The 19,040-nt window shown below is 38.0% G+C and carries 14 protein-coding genes and 1 pseudogene; 2 read left to right on the top strand and 13 right to left on the bottom strand.

The genetic code is table 11. The annotated features are described in order from the left end of the window. Positions 1-25: 25 nt before the first annotated feature. The 8 genes and pseudogenes from yihA to RV04_RS11815 form a co-directional block, all read right to left on the bottom strand. On the bottom strand, positions 26-622 hold the full coding sequence (gene yihA, locus RV04_RS11850; RefSeq protein WP_071858678.1) for a ribosome biogenesis GTP-binding protein YihA/YsxC: 597 nt from the start codon (positions 620-622) through the stop codon (positions 26-28). Between the two features lie 54 nt (positions 623-676). After that, the gene (clpX, locus tag RV04_RS11845; protein ID WP_071858676.1) at positions 677-1,924 is read right to left on the bottom strand and encodes an ATP-dependent Clp protease ATP-binding subunit ClpX; all 1,248 of its coding nucleotides are present in this window, start codon (positions 1,922-1,924) and stop codon (positions 677-679) included. Positions 1,925-2,075: 151 nt separating this feature from the next. Further along, positions 2,076-3,452 (bottom strand): annotated as a pseudogene (locus RV04_RS11840) (GH25 family lysozyme). A 202-nt stretch (positions 3,453-3,654) separates the two neighbouring features. Further along, the gene (gene tig, locus RV04_RS11835; RefSeq protein ID WP_071858675.1) at positions 3,655-4,938 is read right to left on the bottom strand and encodes a trigger factor; all 1,284 of its coding nucleotides are present in this window, start codon (positions 4,936-4,938) and stop codon (positions 3,655-3,657) included. A gap of 103 nt (positions 4,939-5,041) precedes the next feature. Further along, positions 5,042-5,965 carry a tetratricopeptide repeat protein gene (locus tag RV04_RS11830; protein WP_071858674.1) on the bottom strand — a complete coding sequence of 308 codons (924 nt, stop codon included), beginning with the start codon at positions 5,963-5,965 and terminating at the stop codon, positions 5,042-5,044. After that, positions 5,940-6,506: an RDD family protein gene (locus RV04_RS11825; protein ID WP_071858673.1), complete on the bottom strand. Its 567-nt coding sequence runs from the start codon at positions 6,504-6,506 to the stop codon at positions 5,940-5,942. The genes RV04_RS11830 and RV04_RS11825 overlap by 26 nt, the downstream gene beginning before the upstream one ends. Positions 6,507-6,508: 2 nt before the next feature. Next, entirely contained in the window at positions 6,509-7,537 is a 1,029-nt protein-coding gene (gene sppA, locus RV04_RS11820; RefSeq protein ID WP_071858672.1) for a signal peptide peptidase SppA, read from the bottom strand. A gap of 11 nt (positions 7,538-7,548) precedes the next feature. Then, positions 7,549-7,836, bottom strand: coding sequence for a hypothetical protein (locus tag RV04_RS11815; protein ID WP_071858671.1), 288 nt, complete (start codon positions 7,834-7,836; stop codon positions 7,549-7,551). Between the two features lie 438 nt (positions 7,837-8,274). On the opposite strand from RV04_RS11815, the gene glmS reads away from it, so the two are divergent. Next, positions 8,275-10,083, top strand: a complete 1,809-nt coding sequence (gene glmS / locus RV04_RS11810) for a glutamine--fructose-6-phosphate transaminase (isomerizing) (protein ID WP_071858670.1) — start codon at positions 8,275-8,277, stop codon at positions 10,081-10,083. An 82-nt stretch (positions 10,084-10,165) separates the two neighbouring features. On the opposite strand, the gene glmM is transcribed toward glmS, so the two are convergent. From glmM to nifJ, 4 genes are all read right to left on the bottom strand, one after another. Then, positions 10,166-11,521, bottom strand: a complete 1,356-nt coding sequence (gene glmM / locus RV04_RS11805) for a phosphoglucosamine mutase (protein WP_071858669.1) — start codon at positions 11,519-11,521, stop codon at positions 10,166-10,168. Positions 11,522-11,548: 27 nt separating this feature from the next. After that, the gene (locus tag RV04_RS11800; protein WP_071858668.1) at positions 11,549-12,673 is read right to left on the bottom strand and encodes a CdaR family protein; all 1,125 of its coding nucleotides are present in this window, start codon (positions 12,671-12,673) and stop codon (positions 11,549-11,551) included. Further along, the gene (cdaA, locus tag RV04_RS11795; RefSeq protein WP_071858667.1) at positions 12,670-13,554 is read right to left on the bottom strand and encodes a diadenylate cyclase CdaA; all 885 of its coding nucleotides are present in this window, start codon (positions 13,552-13,554) and stop codon (positions 12,670-12,672) included. The genes RV04_RS11800 and cdaA overlap by 4 nt, the downstream gene beginning before the upstream one ends. A 120-nt stretch (positions 13,555-13,674) precedes the next feature. Then, a complete protein-coding gene (gene nifJ, locus RV04_RS11790; protein ID WP_071858666.1) occupies positions 13,675-17,343 on the bottom strand; it encodes a pyruvate:ferredoxin (flavodoxin) oxidoreductase in 3,669 nt (1,222 codons plus the stop codon). A gap of 220 nt (positions 17,344-17,563) precedes the next feature. Here nifJ and RV04_RS11785 point away from each other — a divergent pair, with 220 nt between their 5' ends. Beyond that, a complete protein-coding gene (locus RV04_RS11785) occupies positions 17,564-18,079 on the top strand; it encodes a thioredoxin domain-containing protein (protein ID WP_071858665.1) in 516 nt (171 codons plus the stop codon). A gap of 21 nt (positions 18,080-18,100) precedes the next feature. Here RV04_RS11785 and whiA read toward each other — a convergent pair whose 3' ends face one another. After that, positions 18,101-19,036: a DNA-binding protein WhiA gene (gene whiA, locus RV04_RS11780; protein ID WP_071858664.1), complete on the bottom strand. Its 936-nt coding sequence runs from the start codon at positions 19,034-19,036 to the stop codon at positions 18,101-18,103. Between the last annotated feature and the right edge of the window lie 4 nt (positions 19,037-19,040).

Raw genomic sequence — 19,040 nt, 5'->3', positions numbered from 1 at the left:
ATCTAATTATAGTGTCAGTTCCATTTTAAGCTTGATCTTCTTTTATTGCTGCTTCGATTGCCTGCCAAGCTTCTTCTTTTCCTTGCTTTGTTTCTGAAGAGAAAAGAATGAAAGTGTCATTTTGATCAAAGTTTAATTTCTTTTTAATTGCACTAGTGTGCTTGTTCCATTTACCACGAGGGATCTTATCGGCTTTTGTTGCCACCACAATGACCGGGATATCATAGTATTTAAGAAATTCATACATTTGGATATCTTCTTTACTTGGATCGTGACGAACATCGACTAGCGATACGACGGCTCTTAATTGCTGACGACTCGTAATATACGTTTCGATCATTTTTCCCCATTTTGCTCGTTCCGTTTTAGAAACTTTTGCATAACCATAACCGGGAACATCGACGAAATGCAACGCATTTTCAATCAGATAAAAGTTTAACGTTTGTGTCTTCCCGGGTTTTCCAGAAGTGCGCGCTAAGTTTTTACGATCGATCAAGGTATTGATAAAAGATGATTTCCCTACATTTGAACGTCCAGCTAAAGCAATTTCTGGTAAATCTGTCTCAGGATATTGTGCTGGAGAAACAGCACTGATTACGATATCCGCATTGTTGACTTTCATTTTTTCACGCCTTTCAAAAAGGGTCCACAAATTATTTTGTGAACCCTCCATTTGCTAACCTGCTTTTTTTTCGTCGTTTTGGTATTGGATCAACGGTTCACCTAGACCTTCGACAGAATCTTTTGTTACAGTAACTTTTTCGATTGTTTCGTCAGAAGGAATATCAAACATCACATCCATCATTACATCTTCAATGATCGAACGTAGACCACGCGCACCAGTATTGCGCTCGATCGCCTTATCTGCGATTGCGCGTAACGCATCCTCGTCAAAGACTAATTCTGTTTCATCATAAGATAGTAATTTTTGGTATTGTTTTACTAAAGCATTTTTAGGTTCTGTTAAAATCCGAACCAAATCTTCAGTCGTTAATTTTTCCAAAGCGGTCGTTACAGGTAAACGTCCGATAAATTCAGGAATCAAACCAAACTTCAATAAGTCTTCCGGAATGATTTGCTGCATGATACTTGCTTCTTCATCAATTTTTTTATTATTTGTACCAAAACCGATTGTTTTTTTACCTAAACGATTTTTAACGATCGTTTCGATGCCATCAAACGCTCCACCAACGATAAATAGGATATTCGTTGTATCGATTTGAATAAACTCTTGGTGTGGATGTTTACGTCCACCTTGTGGTGGCACACTAGCTACTGTTCCTTCAAGAATTTTAAGCAATGCTTGTTGGACCCCTTCACCAGAAACATCACGTGTGATCGATACATTTTCGCTCTTACGAGTGATTTTATCAATTTCATCGATATAAATGATACCTTTTTCAGCACGCTCGACATTGTAATCAGCAGATTGTAATAATTTCAAGAGAATATTTTCTACATCTTCCCCGACATAACCTGCTTCGGTCAAACTAGTCGCATCTGCAATCGCAAATGGTACATTCAACGTTCTCGCTAATGTTTGAGCCAAAAATGTTTTACCCGAACCGGTTGGCCCGATCAAGCAAATATTACTTTTTTGTAATTCGACATCATCGACATCTTCCGCTTCTGTATTCACTCGTTTGTAGTGATTATACACCGCAACTGACAAGGCTCTTTTAGCACGATCTTGTCCTATGACATATTGATTTAATACGTCTAGCAATTCTTTTGGCTTAGGTACATCGATAAACTCACGAATGGCTTCTTCGTGGAATTCTTCATCTATGATTTCTTTACAAAGGTCAATACATTCATTACAAATATACACTCCTGGACCTGCAACAACTTTTTTTACTTCCTCTTGGGTTTTGCCGCAAAATGAACAGCGAACTGTCTCCCCTGCGCCTGTGCTCTCATACATGGCTTTCACCTCTTGTTTCTTTCTCTACAAGTGTTTCCACGATTGCAGTCTTTATCTATAATACCACAAAGCCACTAAAAGACAAATAAACCATTTGGAATTAAAAGGATTCCTAAAGAAAAAAGTTCTCGTTGTACGAGAACTTTTTTCTTTATTTAGCATACCAGCCGATACCTTCGTAGCGCCAGCCTTTTTTAACTAAATTGTCACGTTCATTTGTATTCAATGTGTAATGATGTGTGCCTGTCTTAGCATTAGGATTATATAGGCGTAGTAATTTGTTTGCTCCACCAGAATACCAAGAGATCCCTTCATAGCGCCAGCCTTTTTTAACCAAATTATCGCGTTCATATGAATTCATCGTATAATGATGGTCTCCGGCATTTTTATTATATAACCGATAGACAGGGCTACCAGAACTTGGGGCGTTCCAGCCAATCCCTTCATAACGCCAACCTTTTGATACAAGATTGTTCTTCTCAGCAATATTTTGAGTGTAAAAATGTTCACCGCTATTCGGATTGTATACGCGATACATTTGAACACTATTTGAAGGTGTAGAATTTGGGTTACTAAATGTTGAAGTATAATCTGCATTAATATCGAAATTTCCGCTGATTCCAGGGAATGATAACATCGATGACCATTGCCATGCGCCGTACTGTGTATATAAGTTAGTGCTTGAGAGATTATATGGGTATGCTGCTACCCAGATGTTTTTATTTCCAATTACTGAAGCACTGATTTTATTAGACGTTATCCAACTTAAACCAATGTAATGACGAACATTACCATAACCCAATGATTTTAATTGATTTTCAAACGCGCGTGAATTATTTGTATGATTGCCTTGGCCTGCAATTTTTGGCTCTTCAATATCATTAACCATAACTGTATTACTACTTAAGCCAAAACTATTTGCTGCTTTTGCAAAGTAATTAGCTTCTGCGATAGCCTCAGCATCTGTTTTAAACCAACTATAGTGATATGCTGAAACTTTTAAACCAGCTGTCATGGCATTATTTATTTGACTTTGAGCATAAGGATTAATATAACTCGTTGCTTCGGTTAATTTAATCGCTACACCAGTTACACCATAACTTTTCATTTTTTGAAAGTCAGCAACAGAAATCGTTCCATTATGAGAAGAAATATCAATAAAACTTTTGGTAGGTATGTTTTTATCCGTAACAGAAACTGCGGGAATAGCGCTGTAATATTGAATCTATGGATACAAGTCTGAGCGACTCTTGTCCACTCGCATAATACCTTCGTCACCCGTGTATTCACCATTATCTTCAGTATTCTCACTACTGTTATTTGTGCTTTGTTCCATCTCTTGCTCATCTTCTGATACAGAAGATGAATCCGATGTCGATGTTTCTATTGACTCATCCGTTTGTACAATAGTTTCAGTAGAGCTAGCTACTGTCGTTTCACTAGTGAGCGTATCTTCTGCTTTAACTGTAGTAGCAAGTGTTAAACAAGCTACTGTCAAAAAACTTAACCCTAAAATTTTTTTCTTCATCTTTTCCTCCTAAAATAGTTTATAAATTTTTTCTTATAAAACTAATACAAGTTAATCTAACTTATCAAATCAATACTTTAATTGTATCAAATCAAGAAGGTAATTTGAATAGATTAGTTATTTTTAATTTTTTAAACGTAAAAAAAAAGCAGCTGAGCCAAAAATATCTTCTACTTTTGGTTCAACTGCTTTAAAAATTTAATTATTTTTCTACTGCTGTACCTGTTACTAATTCAACAGCTTTTTTCATTTTAATATCATGTTCTAACATATCTTCAGTTAGTACACGACGGATTTGTTCTTCTGGCATTTGGTACATGTCAGCTAATTCTTTGATTTCAGCAGCAACATCTTCGTCTGAAGCTTCGATTTTTTCAGCTTCAACGATTGCTTCCATTACTAAGTTGGTTTTAACACGGCTTTCAGCTTCGCCTTCAAATTGTGTATGAAGATCTTCTTCTGTAGAACCAGTTAATTGATAGTACATTTCAGGAGAGATCCCTTGACGTTGCATGTTGTTCAAGAATTCATCCATTGAACGGTGTACTTCGTCATGTACCATTGAATGTGGAAGTTCAACGATTTCAGCATTTTCAACTGCTTGTTTGATAGCAGCTTCGTCTTTTGCTTCCTTAGCAGCTTCAGCTTTTTGTTTTGTTAATTCATCACGGTATTTTGTTTTTAATTCGTCTAAAGAATTTACTTCTTCATCAACGTCTTTTGCAAAGTCATCATCTAATTCAGGTAATTCTTTTGCTTTTACTTCATGGATTGTTACTTTGAAGATTGCTTCTTTACCAGCTAAATCTTCTGCTTGGTAATCTTCAGGGAAAGTAACTGTTACATCTAAGCTTTCGCCAGCTTTATGACCGACTAATTGTTCTTCAAATCCTGGGATAAACGAACCAGAACCTAATTCAAGTGAATAGTTTTCACCTTTTCCGCCTTCGAAGGCTTCATCGCCGACGAAGCCTTCAAAGTCGATCACAGTTGTGTCGCCATTTTCAGCAGCAACATCTTCTTTGATAACTAATTCAGCTTGCGCTTCTTGTTCAGATTTCAAACGTGCTTCAACGTCTGCATCTGAAACTTCAAGTTCTTGTTTAGGAACTTCAAGTTCTTTGTATTCACCTAATTTAACTTCAGGTTTTACAGTAACTTCAGCTTTGATTACCCATGTTTCGCCTTTTTCCATGCTTTCAACATCGATTTTTGGTTGTGAAACCGGATCAATCCCAGCTTCTTTTACCGCAGCTTCATAAGCAACTGGCAATACGTCGTTCAAAGCATCTTCGTACAATGCTTCTTCGCCGTACATACGGTTAAATACTTGGCGAGACACTTTTCCTTTACGGAAACCAGGTACGTTAAGATTTTTTTTCACTTTGTTGAATGCACTTGTTAAGCCTTTTTGAATCTCAGTTTGTTCAATTGAGAAAGTTAACACACCATCATTGGTGCCTGTTTTTTCAAATTTTGCAGTCAAGTTTGTTCCCTCCGAATACTAATATACTTGCATTTTGCATACTATTAAATATTACACTACTGATTGTGAAAAGTAAATATAAAGCTTTTACTCTCAACGCTTTTTAATGATAATCCAACATCAGTTCTTTTATCTTTTGACGTAACGCTTCGATTTGTGGATTCAAATCAACTTCTCTTCCAACGTAATCGGCTAAATAGCTATTTACCCACGCTTGCGCGTTATTGTAAGAACTTTGTAAAGGGTAAAGAAAAGCCATTTCTAAATTGACTTGCTCCATCAAATTAGTTAATAGAACAGGATCTTCATCGATCAAAGCTTCTGTCAATAACTCAGCAATCATTTGTTGGAGTGTCTGATCAAATCCAGTTTCCACTGGGATTAATTCTACGATTTCTTCTTGCAACGTCAAATAACAAAATCTGTCAGCCACACCTAAGCGAGCTAAGCTCTCGAACAAATAACTGCGGACTAATGGTGATATCGACGAATTCATCATAAAATCTGTAGCCCAAAATTTTAATCGTTCGTTTGTTAAACCTCTAACTTTACGGATCAGCAATAATTGTTCCATATTGCTTAGTTTAGGCAACTCTTTTAACTCGTATTCGATTACTTTCATCGCTGCTTGTTGCTGTTTTTGATAAAAAAGCTCTTGATCATCGATACGAAACAGCCATAGATTTTTTTGTTCTTCTGTGATTGATTTTACTTTTTGCGCTTGCCACAAAAACTCACGTGCAGCAAAAAATCGATGGGCAAATAATTGTATTTGCAAATATAAATCAATTGATTCAGCACTTTCTAAATAGCTCTCTGCAGCTTCTTCTACATACTCCAGAGCAATACTGAACTCAGCCTGTTCAACGGCTAAACTAGCAATCAAGCGATTTAATTTTGGTGAAGGATTCTCTTGATAAGCTAATCTATAATTTTCTAACGCTATGTGGTCTTCCCCATTGGCAAAGGCTTCTTCTGCTAATGTTAAGTAATAGTGATCGTTATTCGGAAATTCGATCGGTTTCATTCTTATATAATTCCTCTCTAGCTGCTAACACATTTATCGTAACGACACTCGTATCTGAAAAATAGTCGCCAATATGTTGTTTATTCGGCGTAAAAATTGTCACTAAATATCCTAACATGAATAGTGATCCTCGTAAGATAAATCGACAAGCACCTTCTCGTACAAAGATCGTTTTCCAACTTAACGTTGCTTCATTAAAACAAACCACTTGGATTCCAAAAATCATTTTACCAATCGTTTGTCCCTGATTTATCTTTGTCATTACGATAAAGTACCCTAAATAGATCACTAATGCTAGTCCACCGTAAATAGTTGTTAGCTCTGAACTTTTGTCCCACCCAATAAAGTACGCTGGAAGACCTAGTATAATTGTTTGAATGGCTGTAATGCAAAGTAAATCAACCAAATAAGCAAATAGGCGAATCCAAAATCCCGCATAAAAATAATTGGGATAATGATGAAATTTATTTTTTTGTTGGTCTTTTTTTAATAATGCCTCAATCGGCCCAACAGCCGGACGATAGCTTGATTCTTCGCCCATGCTTATTCACCTCCATAAAGATACATCGCTTTAGGTGCCTGGGGCGTCCCCACACTCTCAACAATCTTTTTCACCAAATCTTCTTGCGAAGGCTTGATTCCTTGCAGTTCTGCCAAACTACTGCCCAACCAAGTATTGATAAAGTTCGTCGCACCTGTTGTATAGCTCACAACGGTTGCATCGCTCAATTTTTTATCTTTTTTCAATGCTTGTAACGCTTGATCCGGATAGCCAATTTCATCCACCAATCCATTATCGACAGCTTGAGCGCCATCATAGATTCGGCCATCTGCTAACTTGCGGACATCCGTTTCATTCATTTTTCGCCCTTGCGCGACTACTTTTACGAAACGCCCATACATACTGTCAACAAAAGCTTGTAATACTTCTTTGTCTTGTTCCGTTTGCGGTCGTGACGACGAACCAATATCTTTTAACGCCCCACTTTTGATGGTCGAATCAGCGATGCCTAATTTCTCCATCAAACCAGAATAGTTCATGCTGGACATAATCACACCGATCGACCCCGTCATCGTATCTTCAGTTGCAAAAATTTTGTCCGAACCGGCAGCAATATAATACCCACCACTAGCTGCTTGACTCTCCATCGTTGCATAAATCGGAATTTCTTTATCCTTTTGGAGCTCCTTTAGTGCCCGTGTTATTTCAGCTGTTTCATAAACGGATCCACCAGGTGAATTAATTTCTAACAAAATACCTTTTACTTGCGAATCTTCTTTTATAGTAGCTAATTGTTTCATAAATGATTCATGATTATATCCGCCTGAAGAAAACATCCCGCTCGTTCCATCATCCACGATTGTTCCTTCAACAACTAATCTAACAATTTTTTGATCACTTGTCCCGGCTGCTTCTACCTGTTCTTGGATGCCATCATTTCCATAAAACAACTCATTTATTTGTCCCAGCTGCTTTTCATCCGCTGATTTTTGCGTGATCGACGACGATACGATTGAAAACACCAACAATACAATTGCAATAATAATCGCTACCCAACGACGTTTATTCATTTCATTCCTCCTTAATATAAATTACGAATAACTACTACTTTTTCGATTGGACCATTGCCATTCATCTTTTCGGCTTTTTCTTTTAACGAGTACCCTCCAAAAGATTCATGTGTTAACGGATCTTCGATTTGAAAAGCTTGTGCTTCTTCCACACTCAAGGCATCAGGACTGATTTCTTGGATACTATCCCATCCAGTGTCTAAGAATATTTTTGTTGCATCACTGATTTCTGGCTTGGTTTCAAGTTGCGTCAAGAATTTTCGTAATTCTCCTACAGTCAAATTATCTGGTTGATTCATAAATTTTTCCTCCTTGATTTTGACCTTCATTATAAAATCCATATTAACTAGATCAAATACTTATTACACATCCAGTGTACCATATCATTTTAGCTTATTCTGTGAATAGAAGAAATGAAAAAATACCTTTCCTCTTAATGTGATAAAAATTTCAAAATCATATATACCAATTTGTTTAAAATAAAAAAATATTTGACTTGTTTGCGGATTTATATTATATTATTGTTTGTTTCCGGTATTAAAAAAATAAAATCTTAAATGTACCAATAAGATAGCGCCAGGCCTTATATAGGTGACGAGGATGAAGTTTATCGAAAGATTCGGCGGATGACTTCAGGGTCGCTGTGCTCTAAAGATTATTTTAAAAACTTGATAAAAGAACAAAAAAATAATCAGACAGCTCGGAAACATATAATGACAGGAAAGTAGGAAAACATTATGTGTGGAATCGTAGGGATTGTAGGCAACCAACAAGCAACTAGTATTTTAGTGAACGGATTGGAAAAACTTGAGTATCGTGGTTATGACTCAGCAGGTATTTTCGTAGCCGATCAAAATGAAGATTTCTTGATCAAATCGCAAGGAAGAATCAAAGAACTATCTGACAAAATCAGTGGAGATGTTCATGGGACCCTTGGCATTGGCCATACTCGTTGGGCGACCCATGGTGAGCCGAGCGAAGAAAATGCTCATCCACATACCTCACAAAGCAAGCGCTTCGTTCTAGTTCATAACGGCGTGATCGAAAATTACGATGACTTAAAAAATAACTTTTTATCAGAAGATATTTTCTATGGTGAAACAGATACTGAGATCGTCGTTCATTTAATTGAATATTTTGCCAACCAAGGATTCTCTACAAAAGAAGCCTTTCGTAAAGCCTTAGCAGAAATCCACGGGTCATACGCCTTTGGTTTGGTCGACAAAGAAGATCGTGAAACGATTTTTGTTGCTAAAAACAAAAGTCCTTTATTGATCGGACTTGGAGAAGGCTTCAATGTAGTATGTAGCGATGCAATGGCTATGTTGGAACAAACAAATCAATTTGTTGAAATCAATGATGGCGAAATGGTGATCGTTACAAAAGATCACGTTGAAATTGAAGATGCTGCGGGCAATGAAATCCAACGCGCCCCTTACGAAGCAAAAATTGACCTTTCTGATATGGAAAAAGGTACCTATCCTTACTACATGTTGAAAGAAATCGATGAACAACCCGCTACAATGCGTCGGATCATTAGTGAATATACTGATGAAACAGGAACCGTCGTTATTGAAAACGAGTTGTTAGAAAGTTTGCTGGGGAGTGACCGGATCTATATCGTGGCTTGCGGGACAAGTAATAATGCTGGCTGGGCAAGTAAACAAATTGTTGAACGCTTAGCCAACATTCCCGTGGAAATTCATTTATCAAGCGAATTTGGTTACAATATGCCGTTACTTTCAGAAAAACCGTTCTTTATCTATTTAACTCAAAGCGGCGAAACAGCAGATAGTCGTCAAGTATTAGTTAAAACGAATGAACTAGGTTACCCTTCACTTACAGTTACAAATGTACCTGGTTCTACATTATCCCGTGAAGCAAGTTATACGATGTTATTACATGCTGGACCAGAAATCGCTGTAGCTTCTACAAAAGCCTATACAGCACAAATTGCTGCTTTAACTGTTTTAGCAAAAGCTGTTGGCGAAGCTAAAGCGATCGCTGCAGCAAATGAGTTTGACTTAACAAAAGAATTAGGAATTGCAGCAAATGCAATGGATGCCATGATTGCTGAAAAAGCCCTGATCGAAGAAATTGCCGCAGAATATTTAGCAACTACCCGCAATGCGTTTTATATCGGACGTGCTGAAGATTATTATGTCTCAATGGAAGTTGCTCTAAAATTAAAAGAGATTTCATATATCCAAGCTGAAGGATTTGCAGCTGGCGAATTGAAACACGGAACAATCGCGTTGATCGAAGAAGGAACTCCGGTCATTGGTATTATTACTGAAGCCATGACTGCTCCACACACACGAGGCAACTTACGCGAGGTAGAAAGTCGCGGGGCACATACTCTAGTTATTGCATCAGAAGAATTAAGTAAGGACGGCGACCAAATTACGCTTCCTAGCGTTCATCAATTCTTACGGCCATTGGTATCTGTTATTCCTGGACAATTGATTGCTTATTACGCCACACTTCTTCGTGGCTACGACGTTGATAAACCTCGTAATCTAGCGAAATCTGTTACCGTTGAATAAACAAAAAGGTTGAGAAAATTTCTCAACCTTTTTTTATTGAAAAAATAGCCCCTCGATCATTTTGATCAAGGGGCTATCTCAATTAATCTAATCCGATTTCTGCTCGAACAACAGCGGCAATCTTTTCAACATAGTAATCAACTTTTTCATCCGTTGGTGCTTCAGCCATTACACGTAATAGTGGTTCCGTCCCTGAAGGGCGAACCAAAATACGGCCATCACCGTTCATTTCAGCTTCTGCTTCTTCGATAGCTTGTTTGATTGCCGGAACATCCATTGCACCATATTTATTACTCACACGGATATTCACAAGTTTTTGCGGATAAATCGTTACTTCACCCGCTAATTCAGATAATTTTTTCCCAGATTGTTTCATGATGTTTAACAATTGGATTCCCGTTAACATTCCATCACCTGTAGTATTGTAATCCAAGAACAAGACATGTCCAGATTGTTCTCCGCCTAAATTGTAGTCATTTTTACGCATTTCTTCAACAACGTAACGGTCGCCAACCTGCGTGATCACATCTTCTAAACCGATATCTTCAATCGCTTTATGGAAACCTAAATTACTCATGACTGTTGTGACAACCGTATTTTTCTTCAAACGTTTTCGACCGGCTAAATATTTGGCACAAATAAACATGATACGATCGCCATCAATAATATTCCCTAACTCATCGACTGCGATCACACGGTCGCCATCACCATCAAAAGCTAAACCAGCATCAGCACCTTTTTCAACCACCATTTTAGCTAATTCCTCTGGATGTGTCGAACCAACGCCTGCATTGATATTCAAACCATTCGGCGAAGTACCCATCGTATAAAAGTCTGTTTCTAAATCGGCAAATAGACGATTGACACTTGTAGCAGTTGCTCCGTTAGCTGCATCCACACAGACGGTTACACCTGATAAATCTCCCGAAATTGTTTGGACTAAAAATTGTGAATACTTCAAAAGTCCTTCATGGAACTCATCTAACGTTCCTAAACCATCTGCTGATGGACGAGGTAACGTATCTTCTTCCGCATCGATCAATGCTTCAATTTCTGCCTCTTGTTCATCAACTAGTTTGAAGCCATCACCACCAAAGAATTTGATTCCATTGTCTTCTGCTGGATTATGAGAAGCTGAGATCATGACTCCGGCTGATGCTTTTTGTAATCTTGTTAAATAAGCAACCCCCGGCGTTGAGATAACCCCTAATTGAAAGACTTCAATCCCAACTGATAATAAACCTGAAATTAAAGCTGTTTCTAATAATTCACCGGAAATACGTGTATCTCTTCCAACTAATACTCGTGGACGACCATCACTTTCATGATGTTGGCTTAAAACGTATCCTCCACAACGGCCTAGTTTAAAAGCTAGTTCTGGTGTTAATTCTTTGTTCGCGATTCCGCGTACCCCATCTGTTCCAAAATATTTACCCATTAAATTATAGTTCCCTTCTTCATCTAGTTAATTGGTTGATTGAATTGTTCGCTCTTGAGAGACACTGGTTGTTGTTGTCGTAGAACTCTCAACTGTAGCAGAGCTTGATTTTTCACTTGAAGATTCATTTCCAGCTGAGCGATTCACTTCACTCCTGGTAGAACTAGAATGATTAGCGCTACTTGATTCTGTCTCTTGCGTTTCTTTGAATGTTGGTGCAACTTGTGCACTGACTGTCTTAGGATCCACTTGGAAATCGCCGGATACAGGAACATCAATAAACTTTTTGACTGTTCCTTGGATCTGACTGACATCCACTGGAATACCGATCGAATCGATTTTATCAATTACTGATTGCGCCCCACTGATCGTCGCTTTAGTTCGATTCAAGTCGATTTGAACACTATCAATATTTGAAGGGAGATTCCCTTCTTGAATTGGATATAAAGATACTTCTTTACTTGGTGTTTCAATTTCAAAAGAAACGACTACATTTTGCGGATTTGATTGGATCGCCAAAGCCTCACCACTAGAGTTCAACGCTTGGACTTGTGCTTCAATATTATCCTGATCCGCTGTTAATTTACTACCGTCAACAGATGCGACTACTCGATCGATTTGTTTCATCGTATCTTCACCAGTAGTAATTTTAACTTTACTAGGTTTTACTGACATTTCACCGATTTTTAGTCCATCATTGCTTGTTGTGCTACTTAAAATTGGCGAAACACTAAACTCTTTTGTACTCTTTTTTTCAATGGTTACAGAAATAGTTTTTGGCTCGATTTGTGCATACAGTGAGCTCGATAAGTTTTTGGTTTTTAATTTAACTTCATGTGTTCCAGGACCAAGATTGGTCAAATCGGCAACGATTGTAAAATCACGCGTATCTGGATCCACTTCTTTATTTAATTGAATACGATTTGCTCCATTCAATTTAACCGAAACAGTGGACGAAAATCCATGAACAAAATATTTATCTGAATCATACTGCACATCGATCGGTACGTTATCGATTGATTTTTCATAGTTAGTGTCTGAAGAAAAAACTTGACTAACATTTTGACTGTTTACATTGAAAAATAAAATCAAACTAAATAATAAAGAAATCAACATATACGGTAAGTTGCTTTTTTTAAATTTAATTTTCATTTTTTGCCCCCTTTAGTCAATCCTTCCAAAAAGGTTTGCAAGAGACTTTTTTTATTCAGATTCTTTTCATCTGGCAGTAATTCCCGTCGCATCACAGCTAAATATTCTTCTTGCGATAAATCATGCATGAAATCATTATTTAATGTGATACTGACGCCACCAGTTTCTTCAGAAACAATAAAAGTCAAGGCATCACTGACTTCACTGATCCCAACTGCAGCACGGTGACGTGTTCCAAATTCTTTTGGAATCAGCATGCTATCTGATAATGGTAAATAGGCAGAAGCAACAGCGATTTTCCCGTTTTTAACAATGACGGCACCATCATGTAACGGCGTATTAGGAATAAAAATGTTGATCAGCAATTCGCCGGTGATATCCGCATCTAAATCAATCCCTGTTTCGATGTATTCTTCCAATCCAGTAAACCGTTGAATCGTTACTAAGGCACCGATTTTACGTTTTGACATGTATTGGATCGCTTTATCAAAAGCCAATATCATCCGTTCATCATCACGTTCTGCTTTTCGACTCGCTTTGAAAAATGAACTTCGACCTAAATGCTCTAAGCCCCGTCGGACTTCTGGTTGGAAAATAACGATTGCTGCAATCACTCCATAAGTGATGATTTGATTCATCAACCAAGAGAGCGTATGTAAACCAATTAATTCCGCTACGATTCGTATTCCGATAAAGATTGCGACACCTTTGATCAATTGGACAGCTTTTGTTCCACGAACGATTTCAAACAAGCGATAAATCAAATACCAAACGACAAAAATATCTAATAGGTTAACGATAATATCCCAAGTTGAAAGATTCTCAGAAAAAAGGCTTAGCCAATAATCAGCTTTGAATAATTCCATTAGATGATTAGGCATATATAACCTCTCTTTCTATCTAAAATTCTCTACAATTATACCACAGTGGCTTAAGTCTAGCATAAAATTTAAGTAGGAAAAGAGCCTTAGAAACCTAAGACTCTTCCTGATTAGCTATTATTATTTATTCCGTTTTTCTGCACGGGCAGCTCTGCGGGCTGCACGACGAGCCTCTGCCTCAGGATCAATATTCTTTTCCCGTTTTGGCTTTACTGCTACAGCTGTTTTTTCAACGGTTGCTGTTTCGCCTGATAATTTAGCCCGAATTTTTTCTTCTTGTCCAGCTAAACGTGCGTAATTATAAAAACGTGTTTCCGCATCATTGACTGTTTTTTGATATAAACGTTGGGCATCATCAGGTTGGATACGCTCTAAAGCGGAGAAACGATTTTGTTGTTTCATAAACCCGATCATTTCACTAAAATCTGGTTTCTTATAATCTAAAGTCATTGGATTCTTGCCTTTTTCTCGTTGTGCTGGATTGTAACGATACAGTGACCAATAACCAGATTCCACCGCTTCTTTAGCCTCACGTAATGTTTGGCTCATACCGCCGCGTAGCCCATGATTGATACATGGAGTATACGCAATGATCAATGAAGGTCCAGGGAATTTTTCCGCTTCTTCTAATGCTTTGATTGTTTGCATTTGGTTGGCGCCAGAAGCAATCTGGGCCACATAGACATTTCCATAAGTCATCGCCATCATACCTAAATCTTTTTTAGATTGGTATTTCCCACCAGCTGAGAATTTCGCGATGGCTGAAGCTGGTGTTGCTTTCGATGTTTGTCCGCCAGTATTAGAATAAACTTCATTATCCATTACTAAAATATTGACATCTGCTCCACTCGCTAAGATGTGATCAATACCGCCAAAGCCGATATCATAGGCCCAGCCATCACCACCAAACATCCATTGACTAGTTTTAACAAACAAATCACGATCCTCGTAAATAGCTGCCAGTTGAGGATTGGCCAAACTTTCTTCTAATGCTGCAGTTAATTTGGTTGCCCGTTGTTGCGTCCCTTCAGATTCGAACATATGATCCATCCAGTCTTCCATCAGTTCACGAAGTTCTTCAGAAACACTGTCTAATACATTGTTGATTTTATCAGCTAATTCTTTTCGTCTAGTTTGGTTGGCTAAAAACATCCCGTAACCAAACTCAGCGTTGTCTTCAAACAATGAATTAGACCATGCAGGACCTTGTCCTTGATCATTCGTTGTATACGGACTAACAGGTGCTGCCGCTCCCCAAATCGAAGAACAGCCTGTAGCATTTGCGATCATCATCCGATCACCAAACATTTGTGTCATCAATTTTACATACGGTGTTTCTCCGCAACCAGCGCAAGCACCCGAAAATTCCAACAACGGTTTATTAAATTGAGACCCTAATACTGAGTTAGTTTTTGCTGGGTTGGCTTTTTGTTTCAAAGTCATTGAGAACGCCCAGTTGATCGCTTGCTCTTTTTCTTCTTCATACGGCTTCATAACTAATGCTTTCTCTTTTGCCGGACAAGCTTCAACGCAAAGACCACAACCAGTACAGTCTTCAATCGAGACTTGGATCCGGTATTTCAAGCCATCTGCTCCCCGCATCTCACGAACGATATAACCTTCTGGTGCTTCGCCTAATTCTTCGTCATCAGCTAAGAACGGACGAATAGCTGCATGAGGACAAACGAATGAGCATTCATTACACATCGTACAACGGTCGCTGATCCAATGAGGTACTTCTAACGCTACTCCACGTTTTTCAAACGTTGTTGTTCCAGTAGGGATCGTTCCATCTGTCATCCCATTAACGACTAAATCATTGACCGTCAAATCATTTCCACGCATAGAATTGACTGGTTCAAGAATTTCTTCCACATATTGAGAAACCGGCGTTTGGCGTATTTTTTTAGGAATCTCAACGGTCCGCCAAGTTTTTGGAACTTGGACTTGATGTAATAATTCGACGGTTTGGTCAATGGCCGCTTGATTTTTTTCAACAATTTCTACTGATTTACGTCGATAACTCTTATCTGCTTCTTCTTTTAATATACCTAGAACTTCATCAAATGGAATGATACCTGTTAAACTGAAGAAAGCCGTTTCCATTACTGTGTTGATCCGTTGACCTAACCCAACTTCCATTGCCAACTTCGCTGCATTGATAGTATAAAATTTGATCTCATTTTCAGCAATATATCGTTTCATTTTTGCCGGCAATAATTTATCCATTTGCGTATCGTTCCACATCGTATTCATCAAGAAGATACCACCTGGTTTCAAGCCTTTTAATAAATCATACGTATGAATATAAGCCGGCGTATGACAGGCAATAAAATCGGCACTTTCAACTAAATAGGTCGAACGGATTGGTGTGTCACCAAAGCGTAAATGAGAAACCGTCAACCCACCAGATTTTTTTGAATCATAATAAAAATACCCTTGAGCATACTTATCGGTATGGTCACCGATAATCTTGATCGCTGATTTATTCGCGCCAACCGTCCCATCAGAACCAAAACCCCAAAACTTAGCTTGGAATGTCTTAGGATTCGTTAGATCGACGATTTCTTTACTTTCTAAAGACATATGTGTAACATCATCAACAATACCAATCGTAAAACGCTTCTTCGCTGATTGCTTGTCTTTTAATAATTCATCGTAAACAGCAATAATTTGATCCGGTGTCACATCTTTAGACCCCAGTCCAAAACGTCCACCAATAATTTTAGGACGTACATCTGATTCATACATGACACTTTGGATATCCAATAATAAAGGTTCACCATCCGCGCCAGGTTCTTTAGAACGATCCAAAACAGCAAGTGATTTGACCGAAGCTGGTAATTTTTCTAAAAAATTCTCCGTTGGAAACGGGCGGTAAAGATGGATATTTAAGAAACCAACTTTACGACCCTCTGCATTCAAATAATCAACTGTTTGTTCAATCGTTTGGGCTACTGAACCCATCGCAACAATGACTTCTTCTGCATCTTCCGCGCCATAATAAGTAACAAGATCGTAATTTGTTCCACGTAATTTATTGATTTCAAACATATATTTTTGCACAATTGCGGGTAAATCTTCATAATAACGATTGACTGTTTCTCTTTGTTGAAAATGGATATCAGGATTTTGATTCGTTCCACTGATAGTCGGATGATTGGGATTCATACTACGTTTGCGAAATGACTTTAGTTTCTCCTGGTCGATCAAAGGTGCTAATTCATCATATTCGATGACTTCGACTTTTTGAATTTCATGACTAGTTCTGAAACCATCGAAGAAATTCATGAATGGTATACTACCTTCAATGGCGGCTAAATGAGCGACAGCTGATAAGTCCATAACCTCTTGGACACTGCTTTCTTGCAGCATAGCAAAACCTGTTTGGCGGGCAGCCATTACATCTCCATGATCCCCAAAGATATTTAATGCATTGGTTGTTACTGCACGACTGGCAACATGAAAAACACCTGGCAACAATTCACCAGCGATTTTATACATATTGGGAATCATTAATAATAATCCTTGCGAAGCCGTATACGTCGTAGTCAACGCGCCCGTTTTTAATGCGCCATGTACAACACCCGCAGCTCCAGCCTCTGATTGCATTTCTGTGATCGATACAGGCTGACCAAAAATATTTTTCTTTCCTTGGGTTGCCCATTGATCAACTAATTCAGCCATTGTTGAACTAGGAGTGATTGGATAGATTGCTGCCAATTCAGTGAACGCATAGGAAATATATGCAGCCGCTGTATTGCCATCCATCGTTTTTTTCTTACGCATGATTTTCCTCCTTAAATATTTTACCTATGAATGGAACGAATGCTCTTTTAACAAACTGACAGTAAATAACATTCGTATAAACTTTATAATGACGCACTTATTATAAACCACAGGAACAAAATTTAAAATAATACTTTCGTTCTTTTAATTTGAATAGTTAAAAAAATTTTATTTTCTATTCGTTTTTTTGTACACTAGTAGTAGAAAGGACGTGTTTTTTGTGGATATTTCTGTAATCAAAGCATCACTTGTTAATGACTTCAACGGAATCAAGATTGGTTCGGATGATGCACCGAAAAAAATAATCGAATTTATGAATTTGCGCTGTCCTTACTGCAAACAGTGGTTTGAGGACTCACGTACAGTTCTGGACCAAGCAGTAGCTGATGGAAAAGTTCAACGAATCATTAAATTGTTAGACAAAGACAAAATCAGCTTACAACGCGGCAATGTCATGCACGAATACATTCGCCCGGACTCTGACCAAGCATTGATACAAATCCAACAAGCTTATGATACTCAAGACATTTGGGGTGACTTTGAGCTTGAAGATGTTGCGAACTATGCTGAAAATACTTTGCATTTTGAGCAACAAGCCAATCGCGAACTTCAACAAGAGATTCGTAATGAAGCAGAACAAGCCAATATTAAATTTGTTCCGACTGTCGTTATTGGTGAACATATCTTTGATGAATCGATCGACGAAGCTACCTTAACAAGTTACTTAACTGAATAAATGAAAAAAACCGTTTGTTGATCAAACGGTTTTTTTTCTTAGGTTATCCGCAAAATCATTGATTTTTCGAACGCGATGATTAATCCCTGATTTAGAAATCGAACCAGATGGAATCATCTCCCCTAACTCTTTCAAACTAATTTCCGGATTCTGCATTCGTAGCTCTGCAATTTCTTGCAATTTTTCAGGTAATGCTTGTAAACCGACCGTTGATTCGATAAAACGAATGTTATCGATTTGTTTTGAAGCCGCATCGATCGTTTTATTCATATTTGCCGTCTCACAGTTCACCAAGCGATTTACAGAATTGCGCATGTCCCGCACAATCCGAGCATCCTCAAATTTTAACATTGAATTAGTCGCACCAATCAAAGTCAAAAAGTCAGCAATTTTTTCAGCACCTTTCAAATAGGTAATAAAGCCATTGCGACGTTCCAGAGTCCGAGCATTCAAATCGAATTGATTCAATAAGTCACAAATATCTTGATTGTGCTCTTCATAGATCGAAGATATTTCTAAATGGTAACGACTAACTTCAGGGTTATTTACCGATCCCGAAGCTAAAAAGGCCCCCCGTAAATAAGCCCGTGTTTTTTCGTTGGAGTTTTTGATATCTGGAGCAATATTGGGTTGAAACATCAAACCATCCATAATATCCAAATCTAATAATATTCTTTGGGTCTCTTGTTTAAGTCGTACAATGTAAACATTGTTTTTCTTTAATTTCATTTTTCGGCGTACGAGTAGTTCACTTCGGACACCATAATGTTCCTTCATTAAAGTAAAAATTCGTCGAGCAATCGCTGCATTTTCTGTTTGGACGTTCAAAACAAATTGATGATTGCTCAAGCTAAGCGATCCGTTCATCCGAATCAAGGCAGATAACTCAGCTTGTGCGAGATTTTTTTTGACTTCAAGACCCGTTAGTTCTTTTTTAACTTCCGCTGCAAAAGACATGACG

The organism is Enterococcus hermanniensis, from assembly GCF_001885945.1.
In the GTDB taxonomy this organism is placed as follows: Bacteria; Bacillota; Bacilli; order Lactobacillales; family Enterococcaceae; genus Enterococcus_A; species Enterococcus_A hermanniensis.
This window is presented reverse-complemented; position numbering and strand designations above follow the sequence as displayed.